Source organism: Marinicella pacifica (assembly GCF_014636635.1).
GTDB lineage: Bacteria > Pseudomonadota > Gammaproteobacteria > Xanthomonadales > Marinicellaceae > Marinicella > Marinicella pacifica.
Genome location: NZ_BMEO01000002.1, coordinates 416912 through 441599 on the forward strand (window position 1 = coordinate 416912; position 24688 = coordinate 441599).

Here is a 24688-nt window from a genome sequence, read left to right on the forward strand (position 1 = left end):
GGGTTAAGGGCGTCAAGCGCACTGATGTCAGGAAGTTTCTCTAAAGCGTCATAATTAAGTCATAACTGACGATTAAAGTAAGGGTTTTCAGACTGTGATAGACGATGAAAGCTTTTTATTTTTTGGATGATGATAATTTAGATAACTTACCGGCCGATGTGCAATTAATGCCTTTTGACATTAACTATATTGATCCACAGATTAGTGGTCAGAAAAAACCCAAAACCTGGCCATCAAAAAAGTCACCAGTGGCACCGTTACCAGCAACAAGGGCAACGCCTGAAAGGAATAATCCAGGTGCCAATAATCCACCAATAACAGCACCCCGCCCTGATGCAGAAATAAAGCAATTAAAGACGAGATAACAAATTTAGGAAAACGGTTTTGATGGCGTCCGGTGTCCTTAAAGGAATAGTGATAATGACCCAGATAAGCGGTAAATAAACCGCCGATAAAACCCAAAGCATGAGCATAAAATGGTTTAATCAGCAGTTGTTCATGGGCTAAAAAGCCAATGCCAAAATGCACCACAGTGGCCAGACCACCGACCAGACCATAGCGGAATAGCAATGCAAATGTGTCTTTAGTCAACATCAATAAAAACCTGATTGTCTTTTATTTCTGTTGTTACCGCGCGTAAGGCATCACCGGCACAGGGCCCGGCGGTACAAAAGCCATCTTCTGTTTGAAAAGTGGCGCCATGGGCCGGACAGACCACTTGTTTATCTGGCGTTTCTAAATACTCACCCGGGGCATAATCCAGGCGTCGGCCCTGATGCGGGCAAAAGTTACGATAGACAAAAATGTTTTCACCTTGTTTTTTAACCATATAAGTGTCATCTTCATCACCATCTGCTGCAGCAAAGGTCATCCACTTATCTTCAACTAAGTCGCTGAGGTTGCAGAGAAAAACAGACATTAGCGTTGTGAATGACGTTTCACGGCATCCACCAGTAACGCCACTTTTTCAGGCTCCATATCAGGTTGCATACCATGGCCAAGATTAAAGATGTGCCCCGGTTGGTTGCCATAACTATCCAATACCTGTTTAACCGCCTGATCAATATGATCGTCAGGGGCATACAATGTGGCCGGATCTAAATTACCCTGAAGGGCAACCTGACCACCGGTTAATTTCAAAGCATCATCTAAATTAATGGTCCAATCAACACCTAAACCATGACAACCGGTTTCTGACAAAGCGGTGAGACTTTGATTGGCGCCCTTGCTGAATAACACCACCGGTGTGTCACCGTAGCCGGCGTCTTTAATGCCATCGACAATTTGTTGCATATAACGTAAAGAAAACGTTTTAAAATCAGCCGGTGATAGCGCACCACCCCAACTGTCAAAAACCTGTACCGCAGATGCACCGCTTTGAATTTGGCCAATTAAATATTTCACCGTTGATTGTGCCAGTTTATCCAGTAACTGATGGGCTGCTTCAGGGTTTTTGTAAAGCATGGCTTTTGATTTAGCAAACGTTTTGCTACCACCATTTTCAATCATATAAGTGAACAAAGTCCATGGACTGCCGGCAAAACCAATCAGTGGCACTCGCCCGTTTAAGGTTTTCACCGTTAAACTAATGGCGTCCATGACGTATTGTAAATCTTCAGCATCAGGAATCGGTAATTGGCCAATTTGTGCCACATCCGTAATCGGTTCAGCAAAACGCGGGCCCTCACCTTGGACAAAATGTAAACCCAAGCCCATGGCATCGGGGATGGTTAAAATATCTGAAAAAATAATCGCCGCATCCAGTGGGAAGCGTTCCAGCGGTTGGATGGTGACCTCGCAGGCCATTTCCGGGGTTCCGGCCAGTGTCATAAAATCACCGGCTTTGGCGCGCACCTTACGGTATTCGGGTAAGTAACGTCCTGCCTGTCGCATCAGCCATACCGGGGTGCGCTCGGTGGCTTCGCGGCGCAAAGCACGTAAATACAAATCGTTTTTTAATTCCATGACCAAGGGACAACAAAAAAACGGCTATTTTAGCAGTATCACAGGCGATAAACAGCTTACACAGTGATTGTTTGTTAAAATGCAGGCTTTTTGAACCTTAGGCCATTACAAAGGTCAGACTATGCCTATGAAAAATCACCTAAAAAAAATGAAAAAGTTACTGCCATTACTGTTAATTATTATGAGTACGCCGCTGGTTGCCCAGGCGCTGGAAGACAATCAGCTTTCACCACAGGATAAAACCTTTCAGCAAGAAATCATGCGTGCCAATTACATTCCCCAGTTACTGCAGGTGGCTGAGGGCACAATGAAAAAAAAACAACACAAACGCCATTTGATGGTTTGGGAGCGCATTGCCCAGTTAGAACCCAACAACCCGGAATTTCAGTTTGAGCTGGCCAGAGCCTATGCCCTTGTGGATGAAAAAACCGGTGCTTATAACGCCCTGGTGAAATTACAAAATGCCGGTTTAAGTTATCAGATTGACGGTGATGATAGTTTTACAAACATTCAGGGCACCAAAGTCTATGACTATATCGTCAATGGTATGAAAGACAATGCCACAGCCTACGGCGAAGGTAAAGTGGTGGCCACCGTCGATGACAGTTTTTCCGGGATGCTGTTTGAAAACATGGTCTATGATAAAAACAACCAACGTTTTTTATTGGCCAGCATCCGCAGCGGTGAAATCTACCAAATCGACCAACAAGGTCAGTTCAGCCCCTTTATATCAGATGCCAACCCCGAAAAAGGCCCCTGGGGTGCGGTGGATATGGTATTAGCCAATGACAACAAATCTCTGTGGGTGGCTTCTGCCTCTATGCCCCAATTCAATGGCGTCACCGAACAAAACCTCGGTCGAGCTATGATCAGTCAATATAGACTGAGTGATGGTGAATTAATCAAACGCGTTGTGTTCGGTGATAGCCAAACCCCACAACTACTCACAGCCTTACATATGGGCCACGCTGGCGCCTTATATTTTTTAAGTTTGTTCGATAAAACCATCTATCAACTCAATGCAGATTCCGATAAACCCGAGAAAGTCATTGAATTACCCGGTCTCAACGCCATCAAAGCCATCACATCAAATACCGATGACAGTTATTTATATGTGGCAGATTTTGAAAAAGGTCTCTATGTGATTGATATAGCAACCCAAAAAGTGGGTAACATGGACCCCAAAGGTGAGCGATTCTTTACCGGTATCAGTGATTTGTTTTATGTGGATGGCGATTTGGTCGGCATTCAAAGTGGTGTTTCACCGGCCCGGGTGATGCGTTTTGATTTGGCGCAAGACCTTTTGATTAAAATGACTTTTCCGGTTGAAGCCTCGCACCCGGATTTTGTCACCTTAGGCAACGGCACCCTGGTCGATAATCATGTCTATTATGTGGCCAATTCCCAATGGGGTAAAATGGATATGGGCGGTAATTTAATCGAGGGCGAAAACTGGCAACCGTTAAAAATTATGAAATCCCCTATCGACTATCGTATGCAGGAACACATCGACAATCAAAAACGCATCGAAGAAATTAAAAAGAAACGCGGGATCAAATAATGCCCTTATCAACCGATAAAAAAACCGGCCACTGTGAGCCGGTTTTTTTACGTTCTCTTAAAGTCGGCTTGTTAAAATAAAGGTTTTGAAGAGGTATTGGTCATGGGCATAAAAAGACACGGTTTATCCATCGGTATTGAACAATTTAACAATGAATTTTTATTAACCATCAAAGCCCTCGGCAAGCTCACCCATGAAGATTACCAGGTCATCACGCCAATGATTGAATCGGCCCTCGCGGGTATTGAAGAACCACGGATAAAAGTTTTATTTGACGGCCGACAAATGGAAGGTTGGGAATTACGAGCCGCCTGGGACGATTTTAAACTCGGCCTAAAATACCGCGGTGAATTCACAAAAGTGGCCATCATCGGCAACCAAAAATGGCAAAAACTGGCGGCCAAAGTCGGCGGCTGGTTTGTCTCAGGGGATGTCAAGCATTTTCAGGATTTGGATACCGCTTACAATTGGTTGCAACGATAAAATATTTTATGGACACATTTAATCGGACTGTCCGATTAAAACTGTCGGTGCACCCCATGTGGAAATCCGATTGACGTCAGCTGCCACCGCCTGCATACCGGGTGAAGTCATGGCTAACTCCAGTGCCTCAGCCGAATCAAACGGCATGGAAAACATCAGATAATAAGGCGGCTTGCCCTGCGGTCCGTGGGCAAACCGGGTCACGGTGTAAGGTTTAACATCATTGGGCAGACCGGTTCTCTTATGAAACAGTTTTATATGATCCGCGTAATCAGATTCAAACTTCTCAACATCGTCAGGCTGAGGATACAGTACGGTGAGATTAATCATTGTTTTGCTCGATAATAGCTCTATCAATTCGGTTTACGGGATACCCGTTAATTAATTGCAATTTTTTATCTGAACTTATAAGCCATAACAACGAAATATACATAGGAGTGCTGCTGAGCAGCACGACCCGCCGAGCCGGTTGGTGAGCGTAGCGAATCAGAGGCGAAGAGCGCGAAGTTATACGAAGTGTTCGCCGTGGCCGCTTTCACTTTTGTCGGGAACAAAAGTGAATGAAGTCCCAAGGACACACCTTAAGGTGTGTCCTTGGGACTAACGCTTCCGCTCGCTCACCCCTTTACGGACATACCGTCACGCTTCGATCTCTGATCAAATCTCGATTCTAACCCCTAATATCAGCAGAATAATCTAATAAACTATTTTTTATAACGTTAATTATAATTGACAAATAATCCTTTTTTTGTAAAATATAGTTTACTTTAAGAAAATGATTATAATGCTATTACCTAAAACCAGAAGAATTCTTGATGAATTGGGGGAAAATATTAAGCTGGCCAGGTTGAGAAGGAAATTCAGTTCTCAGCAAGTGGCCCAGCGTGCTGGTATCAGCCGGCCTACTTTGTCATCGATTGAAAAAGGCAAGCCGACGGTTAGTATTGGATCATATTTGATGGTCTTACAGGTGTTGGGCTTGGAAAAGGATTTTTTGTTGCTTGCCAAAGATGATGAGTTAGGTAGAAAGTTACAAGATGCCAGTATGACGATTAAAAAGCGAGCACCCAAACGGGCAGATGATAATGACTAACCAAAGTCATCAAAGGACTATATGGGTTTATGCCGATTGGGCAGGACTTGAAAACCCCAGCCTCATGGGGCTTTTACATTCTGACAGGTTAAGAGGCAAGGAAGTCTTCTCTTTTGAGTATGATTCTAAGTGGTTAAAAAACCAAAGCTCACAATTATTAGACCCTGATTTACAATTATATGCTGGCTTGCATTATTTGAATGAGGAACAAGACAATTTTGGACTATTTCTGGATTCATCACCAGATCGTTGGGGTCGGCTATTAATGCGCAGACGTGAGGCCGCCTTAGCCAGAACCGAGAACCGAAAGCAACACAAGTTATTTGAAACAGATTACTTGCTTGGCGTATATGATGGACACAGAATGGGCGGCTTAAGATTCAAATCTGAACAGGCCGGCGACTTTTTAAATAACAATAAAAAACTGGCAAGCCCTCCATGGGCATCGCTTAGGGAATTAGAGCAAATCAGTTTAAAACTGGAGGAAGAAAATACCATTGATGATCCGGAATATTTAAAATGGCTCACTCTTCTCATAGCCCCTGGTACTTCATTAGGTGGCGCCAGGCCAAAAGCCAGTATCGTAGATGATAAAGGTGTTTTATGGATAGCAAAATTTCCCAGCAGAAATGATCAGGGTGATGTGGGTGGGTGGGAAACGGTATGCTACGAGTTAGCATTATTAGCCGGTATTAATATGGCGCAATCCAGAGCAAAAAAATTCTCATCTGATTATTATACCTTTTTGACCAAAAGGTTTGATCGAAATGAACTGGGACAACGTCTGCACTTTGCATCTGCCATGACAATGCTTGGTTATAAAGATGGCCAAGATCACTCAGAGGGTGCAAGTTATTTAGAACTGGTTGAATTCATACAGAATAACGGCGCCAATGTAAATCAGGATTTAGAGCAGCTTTGGAGACGAATCGTTTTCAGTATTTGTGTTTCAAACACCGATGATCACCTAAGGAATCATGGCTTTATATTAACTAACAAAGGCTGGATATTGTCACCGGCCTACGACATTAACCCAGTAGAAACTGGGGGCGGATTAAAGCTGAATATTTCAGAAGATGATAATTCGTTGGATTTAAATCTGGCACTTGAGGTAGCTGCTTATTTTCGATTAAGCCCTAAAAGAGCCACTGAAATTATAGATGAAGTTATAAATGCTGTTAGTCAATGGAAAAAAATTGCTCAAAAACAGGGCCTTTCCCGGGTTGAGCAAGAATTGAAATCGCCGGCATTTAAAGTTTCAAAGGATTGATAATACGCGTTATATGGTTTTGCTTTTGTAACGGTCTCGGGTATGAGTAGTTGCGTGGTTTAGCGGTTAACTTAGCAAGTACACACCAAACTGAAAATCCGCAAGGATTTTCAGAAGTAGGCGAGTAGAAGCAATTACTTATAGCCATTGTTGTGGTGTCGTTTTTATTCAGTCTTCTTTCTGTTTTTCAAGATGATTATTGTGATAATATAAATCAATACGATTGCAAACGGAATTGCTATAAACCTATATTCAGGTAAGAGATACCAAAGAGTTAGAACTATAATTATTCTAGTCAATGTATGAAAAATTCCAACCCAATGTTTTATAATCCAAGAAAATGGTAGCCACATTAATCCAGTCAAAATTCCCACAGTCATTGGAAGAGAAGAATAGTCAACTAGGAAAAATGGTATTGCAATTGAATAAACGAGAATCGCTTGTCCGGCTGTGAAAAGAAAAAGAGTATCAAATTCGTTTTTCGGTTTACTCTTATCTAGGAAATTCTCACCTGTGAATTTTGAAAGGAATAGTCCTAGATAAACAATACTTCCAGTTCCAATAAAAATTGACCAAACTGCTACAAAGTCCGAGAAAAAGATTCCGATTAATCCGATTAAAGTCCAAATAATCAATCCAGCTAACGGTGTAGCAAGAAATTTTTGATTGATAAATTCAATTCGCTGTTGTTCAAGTGTTCTATTTGTCATTGGTTAATTCAGTCTGTTTTTTCCTTTGTTCGAGTCGTTTTTTTAAATGCACCGCAACGTCGCAATATACACAATTGCATATATTACGACTATATGTAAATTATTCTGTATATATTACGTAAAATAGCTGGTTTTGATGAAAAAGCAAGAAATTATTTCCAGATTTGTTAGGCAGGCTCGGATTGAAAACTATTCTGAAGCGACGGTTAAAAATTATGTCTCGGCTTTAAGATTGTTTTTGGACTATGTTTCAAAATCGCAGGTTGAGAAGATTTCTGATGATGATATTCATGGCTACTTGTATTACTGTAAACGTGAAAAGAAATACGCGTATTCTTCGATGAAACAGGTTTTAGCCACCATACGATTTCTGTATGCTAAGGTTTTTCATCGACCGGTTTCGGATGCGCTGGATATTAAATTACGGAAACCGGTTTACCTGCCCTCTGTTCTATCATCTAAAGATATTTCTAAACTCATCAAAGTTACTGATAATTTAAAACACAAAACCATTTTATTATTGATTTATTCGGGTGGTCTTAGATTGAGTGAGTTGTTGAATTTAAAGGTTGGGGATATTGATTCACAATCCATGAGAATTCATGTGCGTCAGGCCAAGGGCAAAAAAGACCGGTACATTATGTTGTCTGAAAATGTCTTAACCATGTTGAGGTCTTATTACACAAAATATAAGCCATCAGATTATTTAGTTGAAGGCCAAAAAGGTGGGAAATATAGCCCAACAAGTGTGCAAAGTGTCTTTAAGACGGCTTTAAAAAAATCCGGGATCAAAAAATCCGCCACGGTTCATTCTTTACGGCATAGCTTTGCGACCCATTTATTGGATGAAGGCACTGACATCAGATATATTCAAGAATTATTGGGGCATAAACGCCTTGAGACGACGCAGATCTACACCCATGTGTCTTCCCATTCCATCAATAAAATCAAAAGCCCGGCTGATTTTATTGATTTATAAGATTACTAAAGCAGCTTGTTTTATTTACGCTTTTTTCTCAGCAATATACGCATCCACCAGTTGTTCCATAATGGTTAAGGGGACGGCGCCGTTGGTTAGAATCACGCGGTGGAAGTCGCGGATGTCGAAATCATCACCGAGTTCTTGTTGAGCGCGGTCGCGGAGCATGAGGATATGACGCATGCCCATTTTGTAGGCGGTGGCTTGGCCGGGCATGACGAAGTAGCGTTCGATTTCGGCGATAACATCGGATTCGGCCATGCCGGTGTTTTTCAGCATGTAGTTGATGGCGCGTTCGCGGGACCAGCGTTTGGCGTGGATGCCGGTATCGACCACCAGGCGTACGGCGCGGAACAGTTCGGCCTGGAGGCGGCCGATGTTACTGTAAGGTTTGCCTTCATAGAGGCCCATTTCGTAAGCCAGGCGTTCGGCGTATAAAGCCCAACCCTCTGAGAAGGCGGTGAATGGAATCAGACGTCTGAAAAACGGTAAATCATCCTGTTCCTGTTGGATGGCGATTTGGAAATGGTGACCGGGGATGCCTTCATGGTAAGCCAGCGTCATCATGCCGTATCTTGGGGTGGCTTTGATGTCGTACAGGTTGGCATAAAAGACACCGGGTCGGGAACCGTCAAAGGCCGGACGCTGGTAATAGGCGCCGGGTGAGGTTTTTTCTTTAAATTCAGGGATGCGCTGGACTTCCATATCGGCATCTGGCAGATCATGGAAAAATGCCGGTAATTCAGGCTGGATATCATCTAAGATGGTTTCGTAATCGGCCAGAATTTGCATCCGGCCTTCTTTCGAATCGGAATAATAAAACTGTTCTGAATTGGCCAGGTTATCAATGCTGGCAGAAAAACCTTGCGAGGTGTCCCAGCCTTCTTGTTCGAGTATGTCAAGAATTTCTGCCTGAATGCGATCCACTTCGGCCAGTCCGTATTGATGGATTTCATCGGGTGTGGCGTTGGTTGTTGTGAACAGTTTGAGTGCCGATTGATAATAATCATCGCCGTCGGGCAAATTCCACACGCCCAGGTTTTTATCGACCTTTTTATCCAATTGAACAAAGTAATCAATCAGTGTTTGATAGGCCGGATAGACCGATGTTTCGATGACTTGCTTGGCTTCTTGAGCCAGTTCCTGCTGCACCGATTCATCCAGTTTGGCCTGCTCCATTTTATCCAGTAAACTGACCATTAAAATTCCATCTTCGGGTGGTGTGTTGACGAAATTTTGCATTTCTTCCACCACTTTGGTGATCACAAACTGGGGCGGTAAAATCCCTAATTGTTCACGGTGTTTCAGGCCTTCTAAAACCTGAGAGAATTTTAAATCAACCGCTTTGAGGCGCGAAATATAATCTTCGGCATCACCTTTGTCTTCGATTTGGTGGGTGCTTTCCATAAACGATGGGAAGTTACTTTGCACACCAAATAACTGGTTCACCGGATAATTGTGAAACCGAAAGCGTTGGTTTTCTATCACCACACCCAGTAAAGAAGCCAGCACATCTTTGGACATTTTATCCGCCGGGTCCAGGTCTTCGTCTTCATAGGACATTAAGGTGTCATAGGCTTCCTGCATATCGGCCATCATCTGATCGCCGGCTTCAATGCTGGCATCATCCAGTTTTGCATTGTGACCATCGATACCGAAGGGTTCTAATATCCGCAGCGAGGACAGCGTTTCGGGGCTTTCGAGCACAAATTTAAGGGCGGTTTTTCCGAAAAACAGGTTAATATTATAGGGCTTGAAATACCAGACATGAATAAAAAATAAGCCCGCCAGTAACAGCAGGGTGAGCAGAAAAATGCCGAAATATTTAGCTACACGTTTCATGGTTAAGAACCTCTTTTTCTCAGTGTGGTTGATGGCTTGTTTTGGCTTTTTATCGGGCTATCTTTTACAATGGTGTTAGGGTGCAGGCCGATAAAATATATTTATTGTGTCCTGTCAAGAACCACAAGTCCAGAAACAATGTGCAAAGAGGTGCAAAATATGCAAGAAGTCATGGCTGATTCAGCCCCCAAACCGGTCGGTCCCTACCCACATGCCCGTCAAGTGGGTGATTTTCTGTTGTTATCCGGTATGGGCCCGCGCGCTGCCGGGCAAAAAGACATTCCCGGTGTCACTTTGAATAATCAGGAACAGATTGTAGATTATTGCATAGAAACCCAAACCCGCCAGCTGTTCGCCAATTTAAAAGCGGTGTTGACATCCGCCGGCGCGGATTGGGAAGATCTGGTGGACATCACGGTATTTTTAACCAATATGGATGCAGATTTTAAAACCTTTAACCGCATCTATGCCGAATACTTCACCGATAATAAACCTTGCCGAACCACGGTTGAAGTGAATAAATTGCCGACACCGATTGCGGTTGAATTGAAGTGCTTGGCCTATAAACCACGAGGATAGAATCATGTTAAAACCCGTACCACCGTTTAATTTTAAAGCCTGGATAGACGAACACCGCGATCAGCTCAAACCACCGGTGTGTAATAAACAGGTCTATGAACAGGATGACTTTATCATCATGGTGGTCGGCGGGCCCAATGGCCGGCGGGACTATCATTATGATGAAGGCCCTGAGTTTTTCTACCAGCTGGAAGGTGAGATGTGCCTGAAAACCCAACAAAACGGTCAGGTGGTGGATTACCCGATAAAGGCCGGTGAGATTTTTTTGCTACCACCGAAAATGCCCCATTCGCCGGTGCGTTATGCTGATTCAATCGGTTTGGTGGTGGAGCGTAAACGACTGGCCAATGAGCAAGACGGTTTATTATGGTATTGCGAACACTGTAACCACAAACTGTATGAAGAATACTTTCACTTACGCAGTATTGAAAAGGATTTTTTGCCGGTCTTTGATCGATTTTTTGCCGATGAAGAATTGCGCACCTGTGATCAGTGTGGCACGGTCATGCCGGACACCAATCAACTGGAGTTATGATGCTCACCATCGATATTCACACCCATATTTTACCTAAAAAATGGCCTGACTTAGCCAAGAGATACGGCTATGGTGGTTTTGTGCAATTAGAGTACGATGGCTGCGGTTGCGCGAAAATGATGAAAGATGGCCGCCATTTCAGGGATGTTGAGCCCAATGTCTGGGACCCGAAAACCCGTTTACAGGAGTGTGATGAACATGGCGTGCATGTCCAGGTCTTGTCCACAGTACCGGTGATGTTTTCTTACTGGGCCAAAGCCAAAGACACCCATGATTTATCGCAATTGTTAAATGACGATTTGGCCGCCACCGTGGCCACAAACCCAAAAAGATTTGTCGGTTTGGGCACCTTGCCAATGCAGGCACCGGATTTGGCGGTGAAGGAACTGACCCGCTGCGTGAAAGAATTGGGTTTGGCCGGGGTACAAATTGGGACCCATATAAATGACTGGAACCTGAGTGCGCCTGAATTATTCGAGGTGTTTGCCGCCGCCGAAGAATTGGGCGCGGCGGTTTTCGTCCATCCCTGGGATATGATGGGACAAGCGGATATGAGTAAATATTGGCTGCCCTGGCTGGTGGGCATGCCGGCAGAAACGTCTCGGGCGATTTGCTCACTAATTTTTGGTGGTGTGTTAGAGCGCTTACCGAATTTACGTATTGCCTTTGCCCATGGCGGCGGCTCTTTTCCGGCCACACTGGGGCGAATTAAACACGGCTTTGATGTACGTCCGGATCTGGTGGCGGTGGATAATAACATTTCACCGGAGCAGTATTTAGACCGGATTTATCTGGATACCCTGGTGCATGATTCGGCCATGCTGGATTATGTGGTGAATTTAATGGGGCCCGAGCGTCTGGCTTTGGGTACCGATTATCCGTTTCCTTTGGGCGAGTTGCAGCCGGGACAATTGATTCACTCGATGCCTTATGATGATGCGGTGAAGCAACGCTTATTGGCCGGCACCGCTTTAGAATGGTTAAACCTGCGCGCTGAGCAGTTTTATGGCTGACGCGACCAAGGGCATTTCGCTGGCCATTCCGCTGCAGTTTAATGGTCCGCAGCCAAATCATTTTGGTGCTCCAAAAGCCACCGCAGAACCGATGGGCAGTGGTGATTTTATCGGTGATGTGGCTCAGGGCGGCTCCTGTAATGCTGAGCAAGTGACGCTCAATCCGCATTGCAACGGCACCCATACGGAAACCGTTGGGCATATTATTGAAGATAAACATCAACAATTCGCGCCCTATCAGGTGATTCAATCACCGCTGGTTAAAGCCTATGTGTTGACGGTTAAACCGGTTAACAATTACCAGGGTGATGAAACTTACACACCACCATTACATCAAAGCGATTCCGTGATATGTAAAGACATGTTAACAAGTGTAAGCAAATTATTACAGGGTGTAAAGGCCTTAATAATCAGAACTTTACCCAATGACGACAGCAAAAAAAGCCGTCAATATGGCGCTGATCATCAACCGCCCTTTTTCACCCATCAGGCGATGCGCTGGCTGGTAGAGGAAACCGACATTGACCATTTACTGGTGGATATGCCGAGCATTGATAAAATGTATGATGAGGGTTTATTGTCTAATCACCGGATTTTTTGGCAAGTAGATGAAAGCGGCCGATGGTTGAACGGCAACCAAAGCCACAAAACCATCACTGAAATGATTTATGTTCCTGATGTCGTTGCAGATGGTTTTTACACATTGAACCTGCAAGTCGCCGCCTGGCAGCTCAATGCGGTGCCGTCCAATCCGGTCTTGCTGTCAGAATCAATTTAATGGTTTGTTAACCCCGTGTTGCTATAATTATTTCTATGCGACGTAATATGTTCAGCACAGAAAAGAAAAAGCGAAAAACCGGATGGTGGGTCTTTTTGCTTGTGTTGGTGGTTATTTTCGTGGGCTTTCGCTTGTATTTACCCACCGCCGCTAAAAACCACGTGAATAAAGTACTGAATGATTTGCCGGGTTATCAGGGTTCAGTGGACGACATTGATATTGCCCTGATCCGAGGCGCCTATGTGGTCACAAATCTCCGCTTACGGCGTCGTGATGCCAAAACCGATGTACCTTTTTTAAACATTCCTCAAGCCGACATATCCATTCAGTGGCGCGCCTTATTTAACGGTAAAATTGTCAGTGAAATTTATCTCACAGAACCCCAGTTAATTTACGTCTTCGAAGACCAGTTACAGCAAGGCCAGCAAGAACCTGAAACCAAGGACTGGACAGAAGCTTTGGATGATTTGGTGCCCATTGATATTAACCATTTAAATATTGAAAACGGCCGATTGGGTTTGGTTAAAGTGAATGCCAATCCGATGTTGGATATTTATATGGATCAACTGCAGTTAACCGCCGATAATTTACAGCTGGTAAAAAGCGACGAACAAAACCTGCCCTCACCCGTTAAAGCCGCCGCCGTGACCATCGGCCGCGGTCAAACCGAACTCGAAGGCCGGGTTAATTTTATTAAAGATATTCCCGATATGGATGTCAGTCTCAGCATCAAAGATATTGATGTCACCGCCCTCAACAGTTTTACCCTGCATTACGCCAATGTGGATTTTACCTCGGGGCAACTGGATTTATACAGCGAGGTGGCGGTTGCGGACGGTTACCTCAAAGGCTACTTTAAGCCCTTATTGACTGATGCCAAACTGATTGATCAGGGTGATGGGTTTTTCAAAAAACTCTGGGAAGGCGTGGTCGGTGTGTTTAAATTTATCTTTAAAAACCAGTCCACCGACAAAGTCGCCACCAAAATCCCTTTCGAAGGCAACCTGGATAACGTTGAAGCCGGTGTCTGGCAAACCTTCGTTAATATCCTTAAAAATGCCTGGGTCAAAGCCTTTCAGGACAACATTGATGAAGACATCGAATTTTCGGATGTGCAAAAAGAGGCCGATGCGCAAGAAGCCGAACAGCCGGAGGACGGTTCATAAAAAAGCCGCCTTTAAAGACGGCTTTATTGGCTTTACACTGAGAGATTAATCCATACCCGCTCTAAAAATATAATCCGGTTTAAGAGTCATATTAAGTCCCGATATATTGTAGGTGCCGCCCAAAACAACGGCTTGGGCTGTTAACGGATCACACTGACCGTTAAAACAATAACCACCGCCGTATTTTACATCGACCATGCCACCGCTGCCTTGTGTTACCAAATAGTAACTATCGGTGGGAAAACCTGAGGTCATCCAATAGCCATCGATATCTGATTCATAGCTGCCATAAAATTCTGCCTGACTGTTATAAACCTTAACCAGGGTATTGGGGACACCTGCGCTCGTCTCACTGTGCAGTAAGCGTCCGGCGAAAGTACCGCCGTCCGGTAGATTAAACGTGTATCCAATGTCACCTTTGAGTCCGTTATCCGGACTGCTGCCAATAATGATGGGATCGCCGGTGGTCACATCACAAGCAGATCCAGGACAGCTACGACCGTCGTACAAAATATCAATCCAGGTTCCGGTCACGTCAAAGTTTTTACCTGGGAAAGGTAAGTTAGAACCATTGTTGGTTTTAGCATAATAGGTTCCGGCCGGAAGCCCTCTTACGGTAAATTCACCATCACTGTTGGTGGTGGCCCAATGGGCAAAACGACCGATGTTGTCATAAACCAGAACATGAACATCGGCCAGCGGGGATGATGTACTTAAGTCGTTGATGATACCTGAAAATGAGAAGCCGAGGTCTAAGGCAAAATCAATACCGGTGGCTGTGGCGTCCCCTTCGGGATCAGGAGATCCCGAAGACGGATTATAGGAGGTAACCGTGATGTTACCGGACGTTAAATCACAGGCAACACCCGGACAGTCAATATTACCGGTTGGATTATATTTTTCCATTATATAGCCTGGAATAAATTCACCATGAAACATATTTCCGGTGCGGGCTGAATATATCCCTGCCGGCATGGCTCTGGCTGATGTATATTCTCCGGTTGCTTGATTGACATGTGCACCGCCGACAACTTCACCTGCACTGTCATAAAATTGTACCATTTGATTATCCGCACTTATTGGCAGACCGGACACAGCATCAGAGATTTGACCACTGATTTTACCGCCATATTCTAAGGAAAAATTGATGCCGCCGCGAATTTCTGCAGGTCCCAATGTAATGGGTGTGCCGCCGTCACCACGACTGCAACCGGTATATGGACAGGCGTTACCGGCATATAATTCTCTGACATAAAAACCATTACCGGCGTCACCGCCTTGTGCAAAATAGGTTCCGGGTAATAATCCGCCAATAGAATAAGCGCCATCAGCCAAAGGGTCTTCACTGGTTCCGCGAACGGTATATCCCTGAATATATTGATTGGTTTCATTAAATATCATCACGTAACCAAACTCATCTAATGGATTTAAGCTGGTTGCATCAATTAGATATCCTTGTATTTGGGCACCGCGTTCAAGAAAAAAGTCGATACCCGAACGTGTAGAACCGTTGCTCAAGGTCACAGGAGAACCCATACCGTCATACGCCATTGAAGCGCATAGATTGCATTGTATGTTATTGAATATCTCCGGTATGTGTAGGTTATCGTAATATTCAGGTTTTAAATATATTCGATAAATGCCTCCGGGAATTCCCGTGACTGTATAGTTTCCAGAACCATCAAATTGAGCACTCACATTCCACCTAAAGAAGATGTCGCCAGGTCGACTCAAAGCGATATTCAGCGTATCCACCGGATCACCTGTAGAACCATCGACCATGCGACCGGTTAGGGTCGCGCCTTGAGTCAATACAAAATCATGTCCGGTGCTCATTTCACCGGTTGATAATTGAATGGTTCGTTCGGGCGTTATTTCACACCATTGACAATGCTCGGTACCGGTAATGGACCAAATGGCATCAATGTAAACATCAACTTCGGAGTATGTGGTGATGTAATAATCACCCGGATCCAATGCCGTGAATTCATAATAGCCCGTCACACTGGTGTTGGTTGAGTCGATTAAAGTCCGATTGGTGTCATAAAGCCAGACCGTAACGTCACTGATGGCTGTACTGCTTTCATAGACTGTGCCGCTGATGATGGCTGTACCTCGATTTTGTTCAGTGTCACGGGCTTTTTGATTCAGTTGCAAACGAAATTGTTGGTAAGCTAACTCATGCGCTGATATGAGCCCTTCGGAAGCTAATGCTTGGTAAAATTCAATGTTGTGTTGTGGACTGGGTTTGGCTGTTGTCGTGCTACATATACCCAGTAAAAGCAGAATAAACATACACTTCATAATATACTCCTAATGTAAATTGTTTCCTAAATTAAATGTTTCGTATTTATATATCGAGAAAAAATAGAAAAAACTGACATGATGTCTGAAATATATTGAAAAATAAAAAAGCCGCCCTTAGGACGGCTTTGACAGCACAAAAAAATCGGTACTTATTCGAGACCCGATCGGAAAATATAATCAGGTTTAAGAATCATATTAAGCCCGGTAATATTGTATTGGCCTGCCAAGGGAATGGGATCGGCTGTTAAAGGATCACATTGGCCGTTAAAACAATAATCACCACCAAATTTAACATCGACCATGCCACCTATACCCCCGGTGGTAAGGTAATAGGTGTCTGTGGGTAAGCCTGATGATTGCCAGTAACCTTCACCGTCTGTTTCAAAACCACCGTTAAAGTCTCCATTACTGTTATAAATATTAACGTGGGTGTTGGTGACACCGACGGTGATTTCGCTGTGGATTAACCGCCCCGACAGGGTGCCACCATTGGGTAACTCAAAATCATATTGAGTTATACCCTTTAAACCGGCATGCGGACTGCCACCCAAAATAATTGCGGTGCCGGTGGTGACATCACAGGCTGAACCCGGACACGAGAGGTTGTCATATAAAATATCCACCCAGGTTCCGGTGGCAGTCGGCCAGAGTCCCATAAAGGGCAGATTTGAACCATTGTTGGTTTTGGCGTAATAAGTACCGGTCGGTAAACCCGATACGGTGAAATCGCCATTGACGTCAGTGGTGGCCCAATGGGCAAACACACCCATATCGTCATAAACCAGAACATGAACATCCGCCAAGGGTGATAATGTCGATAAGTCATTAATGGTGCCGGAAAAGCTGTAACCGGTGTCCAAAGCAAAATCAATACCACCGGTGGTGGCATCAGCGTCCGGATCCGGACCTGAAGCAGGATTGTATGCATTGATGACAACATTAACAGCGGTTAAATCACAGGTCACACCGGGGCAGTCAATGTTACCGGATGAATCATATTTTTCCATCACATATCCCGGCATAAATTTACCATGAAACATGCTGCCGGTTCGCACGCTGTAAGTGCCGGCCGGGAGAGCACGTGCGCTGATGTAATCACCTGTGGCAGAATCCACATAGGCACCACCGACGACCTTGCCTGTGGCATCATGAAACTGAAGATACTGGTTATCATCATTGATGGGCAAACCAGTATTTATATCACTGACGTTACCGCTGATTTTTCCACCATACTGAAGCAAGAAATTAATACCCGGGCGTTGTTCGTTAGGCCCCAGATTAATGGCAGTTCCTCCGGCACCCCGGTCACAACCACTCCAGGGACAGTGCATGTTGTTGTATATCTGGCGAACAAAAAACGAGCGACCCCAGTCGCCGCCCTGGGCAAAGTAAGTACCCGGTAATAAACCACCAATGGAATATGCGCCGGTGGCACCGGGATTGGTGTCGGTGCCTTCAATTAAAATGGTTGCAATCACTTCATTAGACACGTTAAATAAATAGACCAGACCGTAATCTTTTAAAGGGGCTAAGCCAATATTATTGACCAGTTGCCCCGAAATACTGGCACCGGTTTGCAGGCTAAAATCTACTCCGGAACGGGTGGCTCCATTCACCATATTCACCAGGTCTCCGATACCGTCAGAGACCAGTTTGATACATAAATTACATTGAATGTTGTTGTATATTTCAGGAACGTGATTATTTCCTGAGATTATGTCAGGTTTTAAATAGACACGGTATTGACCGGCAGGAATCCCCTTTAGGGTGTATTGCCCTGCACCGTCTAATTGTGTGTAAAAGGACCAATTGTTATAAAGGCCGTCGGGTCGATATAAGTTTACATGTAAACTATCGATCTCAAGCCCGGTGGTGCTGTCCACCATCAGGCCGGTCAATGTGGCACCCTCCGTTAATGATAAATCGTGATTCGCTGAAGTTTGACCAACCGCCAGAGTAATTATACTGTTGGCAGGCGGCTCACAATATTGACAGAACTCAGTACCTGTGGTTGTCCAAAGCGCATCAATGTAATCATCAGTGGGATCGTCAATGGCAATAATATAATCACCATCATCCAGTGCTGTAAATGCATAATAACCCGAACCATTCGTAAAGACACTCCCTATGTAGTTCCAATTCGAACTGAACAGTCGGACTTCTACACCGGTCAATGTAGCGGCACCTTCGTAGACAGTACCATTAATTTCAGATGTACCGGCACGACTGTTTATGTATTCATCGACGAATTCTGCTTGTAATCTGATGCGGTGTCGTTTCAATTCATCGGCACTAATCAGTCCCTCGCCAGCGAGCTCCTGATAAAGCGCCAGTTGTTGCTGTGACGTTGGTTTGGCTGTGGCCAATGCACAGCTTGATAATAAACATAGTATCAAAAAATACTTCATGGTCCTCTCCCAATCGTTATAAGTTAAAATCACTACTGAATATAAAACGAAAAGAACAGAAAATACGGACAAATTTCTGATAAAAGTATCAATTGGGGGGCTCGTCACAAAAAAGCGACCTTAATCATTTAACTTTGATTCATGGGTTGAGGTCGAAGCGAGTCTTGACTTCGATTATAATAAAACTTTCTATCACCTTAAAATCCATGACTCTAACCCTGCAAGATGCCAAAAAGCATGCCGAACAGCTTGACCGACAGGATGGGCTGGCGCGTTATCGAAATCAGTTTTATATTCCGGAAAACGAACAGGGCCCTTTGGTGTATTTTTGTGGTAATTCCCTGGGCTTGCAGCCGAAAAAAACCAACGAAGCCATGCAGTTAGAGATGGATAAGTGGCAAAACGATGCAGTCAAAGGGCATTTCACTGGGGATTTTCCGTGGATGACCTATCATGAGTTTTTACAGGAAACCGGGGCTGAATTAGTCGGCGCGAAGCCCTCTGAAGTGGTGTATATGAATTCTCTTACGGCGAATTTGCACTTTTTGATGGTGAGTTTTTATCGACCTGAAGGCCAAAAACGCAAGATTTTGATTGAAGACCATGCCTTTCCGTCCGATCATTATGCCGCCGCATCGCAGGTGGATTGGCATGGTTTGGATGTCGATGGTGACTTGTTGTTATTAAAACCACGCAAGGGTGAAGACACCTTACGAACTGATGATATTTTAAGCACCATAGACGAACACGCCGATCAACTGGCGCTGATTTTATTGCCGGGTGTGCAGTATTACACCGGTCAGGTGCTGGATATGAAGGCCATCACTGAAAAGTCACAACAACATGGAATTACTGTGGGTTTTGATTTGGCCCATGCCACCGGGAACCTTGAGATGGCTTTACATGACTGGGGTGTGGATTTTGCTGCCTGGTGTTCATATAAATACCTCAACAGCGGTCCCGGTGCGGTGGCCGGTGCCTTTGTGCATGAAAAGCATCATGATAAAGATTTGCCGAGATTACAGGGCTGGTGGGGACATGAGAAAAATACCCGTTTTGATATGGATAATGAATTTAAACCGGCACCGGGCGCCGATGCCTGGCAGTTATCGAATCCGCCGATTCTTTCGTTGGCAGCGGTACGGGCTTCACTTGAAGTTTTCAAAGAAGCCGGTGGTATGCGGCCGTTAGCCGCTAAATCGAAGCAGTTAACCGGATTTTTGCGTCAGATGCTGGAAGATTGCTGTGGCGATAAAGTGCAGATTCTGACTCCGAAAGATGCCCAGGGTTGTCAATTATCACTGGTGATTAAAGCAGACAAACCGGGCAAAGCGGTTTATCAGGCCTTAACGGATGCCGGGATTGTGGTGGATTGGCGTGCACCGGATGTGATTCGGGTGGCACCGACGCCGTTGTATAACAGCTTTCATGATGCCTATCGTTTTGTTGAGACCCTGGTGGCTGAATTATGAGCGAACGATCTGACAATATTGTTATTTTAGGGGCCGGTTTGGTGGGCTCTTTACAGGCATTGTTACTGGCACAGCAAGGCTATCGGGTGCGGGTGTATGACAAGCTGCCCGATATTCGAAAACAGGCGATGTCTGCCGGACGATCCATCAATCTCGCCCTGGCCTCACGGGGTCGGCATGCCTTAGAACAAGCCGGCGTGCTGGAAAAAGCCGAATCTTTGTTGATTCCGATGCGTGGTCGTATGTTGCATAACCCGCAAGGTGAGCAGACACTCCAGCCGTATGGTTCACGTGAATCAGAGGCCATTTATTCGGTCTCACGGGCCGGTCTGGTGAGTTTATTGCGGGATGAGGCCGAAGCCACCGGTCGGGTGGCATTTTATTTTGAGCACCACTGTGACAGCCTTGATTTTGCAGAAAATCACTGTCAGTTCAGCCACCGGGATGCTGATATTCACATTGAGTTTGATTATATGCTTGCCTGCGACGGTGCCGGCAGTGTCACCCGCCAACAGATGCAACAGCATAGCGATAATGCCACAACATTTTCCAGTGAATTACTGGATCATGCCTATAAAGAACTGTATTTGCCACCGGATAAAAACGGTGATTTTCAGTTGGATAAAAATGCCCTGCATGTCTGGCCGCGGGATGATTATATGATGATTGGCTTACCGAATCCCGGCGGTGATTTTACCCTGACCTTATTTATGCCCAAAACCGGACCGGTGAGTTTTGAATCCATTGATAATGAATCGGCATTACATGATTTATTTGATGCCCAATTTGCCGATATCAAAGCCTTAATTCCAAACCTGGAAGGCGATTATTTTAATAACCCGACGGGGAAACTTGGCACCGTTAGATGCGAACAATGGTATCAGAATAATGTTCTGTTATTGGGCGATGCGGCGCATGCGGTGGTGCCCTTTCATGCCCAGGGTATGAATTGTGGTTTTGAAGATTGTGTGGCGGTGATGGAGGCTTTAGAAAACAGCAATCATGACTGGTCTGGATTGTTCAAAACGGTTCAAATGGCACGGCAGAATAACGCCAATGCCATTGCCGATATGTCGCTGGAAAACTATGTGGAAATGCGCGCGGCCGTGAATGACCCCAAATTTCACCTGAAAAAACGCATCGCCTTTGCCCTGGAAAAACGCTGGCCCGAGACTTTTATTCCACGTTATTCTATGGTGATGTTTCACCGTGTGCCTTATGCCGAAGCCTATGCCCGTGGTCGGGTACAGGATCGCTTATTGAATCGTTTAAGCCGGGATATGGCGGACGATGCGGATGTCGAGTCGGTGCTTGATTTTGATCGCGCCGAACGTTTAATCAAAAGCAGCCTGTCGCCCATTGTTCAGGAACATTAAAAAAATTAAAATTACAACAACCATGAATCAAGTCAACGAAATTAAACACCCATTGGTCCAGCATTTAATCGGCCAACTCCGGGAGCATAACCGTAGCCCGGCGCAGTTTCGGCCGGTGGTGGATAGGCTGAGTTATTTACTGTGCTATGAAGCCCTTAAAAACTTCGCAACAGTGCCTGAAGAAATCAGAACCTGGGCTGGTTCGACGAAAGTGGAACGACTCGGTGATTCAGGCATCACCGTTGTGCCGATTCTGCGTGCCGGTTTGGGCATGTTAAACGGCGTCATGGATTTACTGCCCGGGGCTTCGGTGTCAGTGGTGGGTTTTGAGCGAAATGAAGAAACGCTGCAACCGCATGCTTATTATGAAAAATGGGCGCCCAATGTGGCAGAAAAAACCGCCCTGGTGATTGATCCCATGTTGGCCACAGGCGGTACCTTTTTAGCCACGGTTGAATGTTTAAAAGCAGTCGGTTGCCAACGTGTTCACGGGGTCTTTTTACTGGCCGCACCGGAGGGGCTTGATGAATTAAACCGGCAGCATCCGGATGTGCTTGTGACGGTGGCGGCGGTGGATGAACGACTGAATGAGCTCGGTTATATTATTCCGGGTCTGGGTGATGCCGGTGACCGGATTTTTAATACGGTGGTTAAGAAATAGTCGTTGCTATGGTGGGTATCCAAATGGTTTAAATGGGTTGTCAGTAAAGGGCGCGGTTACGGTAAAAATCATCTTTTTTAACAAATCATCAAATCCAAAGAGATCAGCTTATAAGGCTATGCTATAATTTTTGGGTTTTTTGCCTCACTTAAAATGAGGCTTTATAGTCAAGCATAATAACGGGAGAACAGCATGTCTGAAAACCAAACCACCGCCGGGCCGATTACCCGCGGGCCTTATCCGGAACTAACCCCGCATGCCGTACTTGTCGGCTATTTTCTGGGTGTTATCCTGGCGATTTCCATTGGCTATGCCTCTTTGAAGCTGGGTTTTTCCATCGAAGGTTCAGAGCTGGCTGCGATATTGGGTTTTGGTATTTTGCGCGGATTGATGCGCAGACGTTCGATTGTTGAAAACAATGTCACCCAGACGGTGGCCTCGGGTGTGAATGGCGCGTCTTCGGGCATGATGTTTTCGGTACCGGCGATTTTTATCCTTGGCTACGGTATGGATTTTAATCCCTATGTTTTAACTTTTGGCGCCATTGCCGGGGCGTTTTTAGGGATTGCTTTTATCATTCCCTTGCGTAAACAAATGATTGATTATGAGCGTCTGACCTATCCCGGCGGGGTGGCGGTGGCGTCGATTCTGAAATCGCCCGGTGCCGGTATTCGCAAAGCCTTGTTATTGGTCGGTGCGATGGTGTTTTCTGGCGTGGTGCATGTGATTTCTTTGGCCACCGGTGTGGAATACTGGCCTTTATTTGAACAATTGGGTCTGCCCGAATACCTTAATGGCACCTGGTACTTATCCCTCATGACCATTGGTGTGGCCTTTATTGCCGGACGGGGCGGTCTGGCCTTTATTATCGGGGGCTTTGTTTGTTATTGGGTGCTGGCACCGTTACTGGATATCACCGGTATGTTTCCGGTGGTGGATGGCGTGGCGGTGACCGATCCGAATCAACTGCGCCTGATGCTATTCAGACCCACTGGTATCGGGATGTTGATTGGTGGTGCCATTGTCGGGGTTATCTTCGCCCTGCCTTTGATTAAATCAGCGATTAAGTCGATGCAGTCCTCGGCCAATGACGAAATGGCACTGAGCAAAGATGAAATGCCGATTAAATTATTGTATTTTGCGGTGGTCGGTGCGGCCATCTTGTTGGGTGTGATGGCGGTGACCTCAGCGCAAGAAGTCGGTTTGATGCGTGGTATTTTAATGGCTGTGCTGGGTACGTTGTGGATTTGGATGGCCGGTATTATTTTGTCCGAAGCCATCGGCCGGACGAATTGGTCACCCTTATCGGGCATGACCCTGATTGCGGTGACCTTATTGATTATGATTACCCAAATGTTCGGTGGCATGAGCACCGGGCCGGCGATTGTGGCAGCCATTACGGTGGGTGCCGCCACATGCGTGGCCATGAGTCAGGCCACCGATCTGATGTTGGATTTAAAAACCGGCTACCTGGTCGGTGCCACGCCACGACAACAGCAACTGGGTCAGTTTATGGGCGCCTGGTTGGGGCCGATTGTGGTGATTATTCTGATTTTTATGCTGCATGAAGCCTTTGGTCTCGGCGGTGAAGAGTTCCCGGCGCCGCAAGGTCAGGCATTGGCATCGATGGTGGAAGGCATCACCGGTGGTGATGTGCCGACTGAGAAATACATTGCCGGCGCGGTTTTGGGTGGTTTGTTGTCCTTATTACAAGCCGGTTTAGGTATTACCGTCGGCTTAGGTTTTTATCTGCCGTTCAGTATTGTTCTGACCTATGCCATCGGTACCTTAATCCGCGAAATCGTTGATCGCAGCAAAGGTAAAAGCTGGTCAGAAAGTAAGGGTATTCCGATTGCCGCCGGCTTAATTGTCGGTGAAGCTTTGGTGGGTGTGGGTAATGCCGTTTACGTTATTGCCAGCGCAGGATAAAGGAGATAAAAGATGAAAAATATGGCTTTTGGATTTGTGGTACTGGCCTTTTTAGGCGGGGCTTTTTTAACCTCTCTGGATGAAGACACGGTCAACTGGATTTATTTCATTCCGGTGATGGTACTGGGTTTCTTGGGGGCATTTGTCTATAAGATAGAAGCCAACAAGGCCGCCACCCATGGTGATGTGCTAAAAAATAATATGGCCATTTTAGACCGGTCATTACACAACATCGCTCAAAACCTGGTTGAACTCGATGGTAACAAAGACGCCATACCCACCTATGAGATGCGCTTTGAGATTGATCGCTTATTTCGCGAAGATTTGATGCAGTTTGCCGATGCCCGTGAGAGTATTAAACACTTGTATGGCGTTCAGGCCTATGCCGATGTCATGAGTTCTTTTGCCGCCGGCGAGCGCTATATTAACCGCATCTGGTCAGCCTCGACCGACGGTTATGTGGATGAAGTGCTGAAATACGTGTCTAAAGCCAACATGCAATTTGAGCATGCCCGGGAAGTGTTTGATGGTGCAAAAGCACAGAAGACTTAATTAGATATT

23 protein-coding genes are annotated in these 24688 nt (G+C 45.4%); 15 read left to right on the forward strand and 8 right to left on the reverse strand.

The genetic code is table 11. The annotated features are described in order from the left end of the window. Positions 1-201: 201 nt before the first annotated feature. From IEV16_RS03930 to hemE, 3 genes are read right to left on the reverse strand one after another with little or no spacing between them, the layout of a single operon-like run. Positions 202-594: a GtrA family protein gene (locus IEV16_RS03930; protein WP_188364363.1), complete on the reverse strand. Its 393-nt coding sequence runs from the start codon at positions 592-594 to the stop codon at positions 202-204. Then, positions 584-919: a Rieske (2Fe-2S) protein gene (locus IEV16_RS03935; RefSeq protein WP_268234395.1), complete on the reverse strand. Its 336-nt coding sequence runs from the start codon at positions 917-919 to the stop codon at positions 584-586. The genes IEV16_RS03930 and IEV16_RS03935 overlap by 11 nt, the downstream gene beginning before the upstream one ends. Then, complete coding sequence (gene hemE / locus IEV16_RS03940; protein ID WP_188364365.1) at positions 919-1965, reverse strand: uroporphyrinogen decarboxylase; 1047 nt, start codon at positions 1963-1965, stop codon at positions 919-921. Before hemE ends, IEV16_RS03935 begins: the two co-directional genes overlap by 1 nt. A 127-nt stretch (positions 1966-2092) precedes the next feature. On the opposite strand from hemE, the gene IEV16_RS03945 reads away from it, so the two are divergent. Next, complete coding sequence (locus IEV16_RS03945; RefSeq protein ID WP_188364366.1) at positions 2093-3526, forward strand: beta propeller repeat protein; 1434 nt, start codon at positions 2093-2095, stop codon at positions 3524-3526. Positions 3527-3628: 102 nt separating this feature from the next. Further along, positions 3629-4009, forward strand: a complete 381-nt coding sequence (locus tag IEV16_RS03950; RefSeq protein WP_188364367.1) for a SpoIIAA family protein — start codon at positions 3629-3631, stop codon at positions 4007-4009. Positions 4010-4027: 18 nt separating this feature from the next. Here IEV16_RS03950 and IEV16_RS03955 read toward each other — a convergent pair whose 3' ends face one another. Beyond that, entirely contained in the window at positions 4028-4339 is a 312-nt protein-coding gene (locus IEV16_RS03955; protein ID WP_188364368.1) for an EthD family reductase, read from the reverse strand. Positions 4340-4784: 445 nt separating this feature from the next. Here IEV16_RS03955 and IEV16_RS03960 point away from each other — a divergent pair, with 445 nt between their 5' ends. Further along, positions 4785-5102, forward strand: coding sequence for a helix-turn-helix domain-containing protein (locus tag IEV16_RS03960; protein WP_188364369.1), 318 nt, complete (start codon positions 4785-4787; stop codon positions 5100-5102). Then, entirely contained in the window at positions 5095-6372 is a 1278-nt protein-coding gene (locus IEV16_RS03965) for a type II toxin-antitoxin system HipA family toxin (protein ID WP_229728237.1), read from the forward strand. The genes IEV16_RS03960 and IEV16_RS03965 overlap by 8 nt, the downstream gene beginning before the upstream one ends. 164 nt (positions 6373-6536) lie before the next feature. Here IEV16_RS03965 and IEV16_RS03970 read toward each other — a convergent pair whose 3' ends face one another. Further along, positions 6537-7082, reverse strand: a complete 546-nt coding sequence (locus IEV16_RS03970; RefSeq protein ID WP_188364370.1) for a DUF7010 family protein — start codon at positions 7080-7082, stop codon at positions 6537-6539. A gap of 136 nt (positions 7083-7218) precedes the next feature. Between IEV16_RS03970 and xerA the strand changes: the two genes are divergently transcribed. Beyond that, entirely contained in the window at positions 7219-8061 is an 843-nt protein-coding gene (xerA, locus tag IEV16_RS03975) for a site-specific tyrosine recombinase/integron integrase (RefSeq protein WP_229728238.1), read from the forward strand. A gap of 24 nt (positions 8062-8085) precedes the next feature. Here xerA and IEV16_RS03980 read toward each other — a convergent pair whose 3' ends face one another. Next, complete coding sequence (locus tag IEV16_RS03980; protein ID WP_188364371.1) at positions 8086-9903, reverse strand: DUF885 domain-containing protein; 1818 nt, start codon at positions 9901-9903, stop codon at positions 8086-8088. A 159-nt stretch (positions 9904-10062) separates the two neighbouring features. On the opposite strand from IEV16_RS03980, the gene IEV16_RS03985 reads away from it, so the two are divergent. From IEV16_RS03985 to IEV16_RS04005, 5 genes are read left to right on the forward strand one after another with little or no spacing between them, the layout of a single operon-like run. Next, complete coding sequence (locus IEV16_RS03985; RefSeq protein WP_188364372.1) at positions 10063-10482, forward strand: RidA family protein; 420 nt, start codon at positions 10063-10065, stop codon at positions 10480-10482. Between the two features lie 4 nt (positions 10483-10486). Further along, positions 10487-11017 (forward strand): 3-hydroxyanthranilate 3,4-dioxygenase, encoded by a 531-nt coding sequence (locus IEV16_RS03990; RefSeq protein WP_188364373.1) that lies wholly within the window; start codon positions 10487-10489, stop codon positions 11015-11017. After that, entirely contained in the window at positions 11014-12030 is a 1017-nt protein-coding gene (locus IEV16_RS03995; RefSeq protein WP_229728239.1) for an amidohydrolase family protein, read from the forward strand. Before IEV16_RS03990 ends, IEV16_RS03995 begins: the two co-directional genes overlap by 4 nt. Next, positions 12023-12808, forward strand: a complete 786-nt coding sequence (locus IEV16_RS04000; RefSeq protein WP_188364374.1) for a cyclase family protein — start codon at positions 12023-12025, stop codon at positions 12806-12808. Before IEV16_RS03995 ends, IEV16_RS04000 begins: the two co-directional genes overlap by 8 nt. 47 nt (positions 12809-12855) lie before the next feature. After that, positions 12856-13974, forward strand: a complete 1119-nt coding sequence (locus IEV16_RS04005) for a DUF748 domain-containing protein (protein ID WP_188364375.1) — start codon at positions 12856-12858, stop codon at positions 13972-13974. A gap of 45 nt (positions 13975-14019) precedes the next feature. Here IEV16_RS04005 and IEV16_RS04010 read toward each other — a convergent pair whose 3' ends face one another. Continuing rightward, positions 14020-16278 (reverse strand): carboxypeptidase regulatory-like domain-containing protein, encoded by a 2259-nt coding sequence (locus tag IEV16_RS04010; protein ID WP_188364376.1) that lies wholly within the window; start codon positions 16276-16278, stop codon positions 14020-14022. Between the two features lie 152 nt (positions 16279-16430). Beyond that, entirely contained in the window at positions 16431-18689 is a 2259-nt protein-coding gene (locus IEV16_RS04015) for an SdrD B-like domain-containing protein (protein ID WP_188364377.1), read from the reverse strand. A gap of 206 nt (positions 18690-18895) precedes the next feature. On the opposite strand from IEV16_RS04015, the gene kynU reads away from it, so the two are divergent. From kynU to IEV16_RS04040, 5 genes are all read left to right on the forward strand, one after another. Further along, entirely contained in the window at positions 18896-20161 is a 1266-nt protein-coding gene (gene kynU, locus IEV16_RS04020) for a kynureninase (protein ID WP_188364378.1), read from the forward strand. After that, the gene (locus tag IEV16_RS04025) at positions 20158-21537 is read left to right on the forward strand and encodes an FAD-dependent oxidoreductase (RefSeq protein ID WP_188364379.1); all 1380 of its coding nucleotides are present in this window, start codon (positions 20158-20160) and stop codon (positions 21535-21537) included. The genes kynU and IEV16_RS04025 overlap by 4 nt, the downstream gene beginning before the upstream one ends. Before the next feature lie 22 nt (positions 21538-21559). Further along, the gene (gene upp, locus IEV16_RS04030; protein WP_188364380.1) at positions 21560-22198 is read left to right on the forward strand and encodes a uracil phosphoribosyltransferase; all 639 of its coding nucleotides are present in this window, start codon (positions 21560-21562) and stop codon (positions 22196-22198) included. Between the two features lie 192 nt (positions 22199-22390). Then, positions 22391-24127: an OPT family oligopeptide transporter gene (locus tag IEV16_RS04035; RefSeq protein ID WP_188364381.1), complete on the forward strand. Its 1737-nt coding sequence runs from the start codon at positions 22391-22393 to the stop codon at positions 24125-24127. Between the two features lie 12 nt (positions 24128-24139). Further along, positions 24140-24679, forward strand: a complete 540-nt coding sequence (locus tag IEV16_RS04040; RefSeq protein WP_188364382.1) for a hypothetical protein — start codon at positions 24140-24142, stop codon at positions 24677-24679. The last annotated feature ends 9 nt before the right edge of the window (positions 24680-24688 follow it).

Coding starts and splice junctions, on each gene's coding strand:
- IEV16_RS03970 (WP_188364370.1), bottom strand. CDS start 7,082: ATGACAAATAGAACACTTGAACAACAGCGAATTGAATTTATCAATCAA.
- hemE (WP_188364365.1), bottom strand. CDS start 1,965: ATGGAATTAAAAAACGATTTGTATTTACGTGCTTTGCGCCGCGAAGCC.
- IEV16_RS03960 (WP_188364369.1), top strand. CDS start 4,785: ATGATTATAATGCTATTACCTAAAACCAGAAGAATTCTTGATGAATTG.
- IEV16_RS03980 (WP_188364371.1), bottom strand. CDS start 9,903: ATGAAACGTGTAGCTAAATATTTCGGCATTTTTCTGCTCACCCTGCTG.
- upp (WP_188364380.1), top strand. CDS start 21,560: ATGAATCAAGTCAACGAAATTAAACACCCATTGGTCCAGCATTTAATC.
- IEV16_RS04040 (WP_188364382.1), top strand. CDS start 24,140: ATGAAAAATATGGCTTTTGGATTTGTGGTACTGGCCTTTTTAGGCGGG.
- IEV16_RS04010 (WP_188364376.1), bottom strand. CDS start 16,278: ATGAAGTGTATGTTTATTCTGCTTTTACTGGGTATATGTAGCACGACA.
- IEV16_RS03965 (WP_229728237.1), top strand. CDS start 5,095: ATGACTAACCAAAGTCATCAAAGGACTATATGGGTTTATGCCGATTGG.
- kynU (WP_188364378.1), top strand. CDS start 18,896: ATGACTCTAACCCTGCAAGATGCCAAAAAGCATGCCGAACAGCTTGAC.
- IEV16_RS03995 (WP_229728239.1), top strand. CDS start 11,014: ATGATGCTCACCATCGATATTCACACCCATATTTTACCTAAAAAATGG.
- IEV16_RS04025 (WP_188364379.1), top strand. CDS start 20,158: ATGAGCGAACGATCTGACAATATTGTTATTTTAGGGGCCGGTTTGGTG.
- IEV16_RS04000 (WP_188364374.1), top strand. CDS start 12,023: ATGGCTGACGCGACCAAGGGCATTTCGCTGGCCATTCCGCTGCAGTTT.
- IEV16_RS03985 (WP_188364372.1), top strand. CDS start 10,063: ATGCAAGAAGTCATGGCTGATTCAGCCCCCAAACCGGTCGGTCCCTAC.
- IEV16_RS03930 (WP_188364363.1), bottom strand. CDS start 594: ATGTTGACTAAAGACACATTTGCATTGCTATTCCGCTATGGTCTGGTC.
- IEV16_RS04015 (WP_188364377.1), bottom strand. CDS start 18,689: ATGAAGTATTTTTTGATACTATGTTTATTATCAAGCTGTGCATTGGCC.
- IEV16_RS03945 (WP_188364366.1), top strand. CDS start 2,093: ATGAAAAATCACCTAAAAAAAATGAAAAAGTTACTGCCATTACTGTTA.
- IEV16_RS03950 (WP_188364367.1), top strand. CDS start 3,629: ATGGGCATAAAAAGACACGGTTTATCCATCGGTATTGAACAATTTAAC.
- IEV16_RS04005 (WP_188364375.1), top strand. CDS start 12,856: ATGTTCAGCACAGAAAAGAAAAAGCGAAAAACCGGATGGTGGGTCTTT.
- IEV16_RS03990 (WP_188364373.1), top strand. CDS start 10,487: ATGTTAAAACCCGTACCACCGTTTAATTTTAAAGCCTGGATAGACGAA.
- IEV16_RS03935 (WP_268234395.1), bottom strand. CDS start 919: ATGTCTGTTTTTCTCTGCAACCTCAGCGACTTAGTTGAAGATAAGTGG.
- xerA (WP_229728238.1), top strand. CDS start 7,219: ATGAAAAAGCAAGAAATTATTTCCAGATTTGTTAGGCAGGCTCGGATT.
- IEV16_RS03955 (WP_188364368.1), bottom strand. CDS start 4,339: ATGATTAATCTCACCGTACTGTATCCTCAGCCTGACGATGTTGAGAAG.
- IEV16_RS04035 (WP_188364381.1), top strand. CDS start 22,391: ATGTCTGAAAACCAAACCACCGCCGGGCCGATTACCCGCGGGCCTTAT.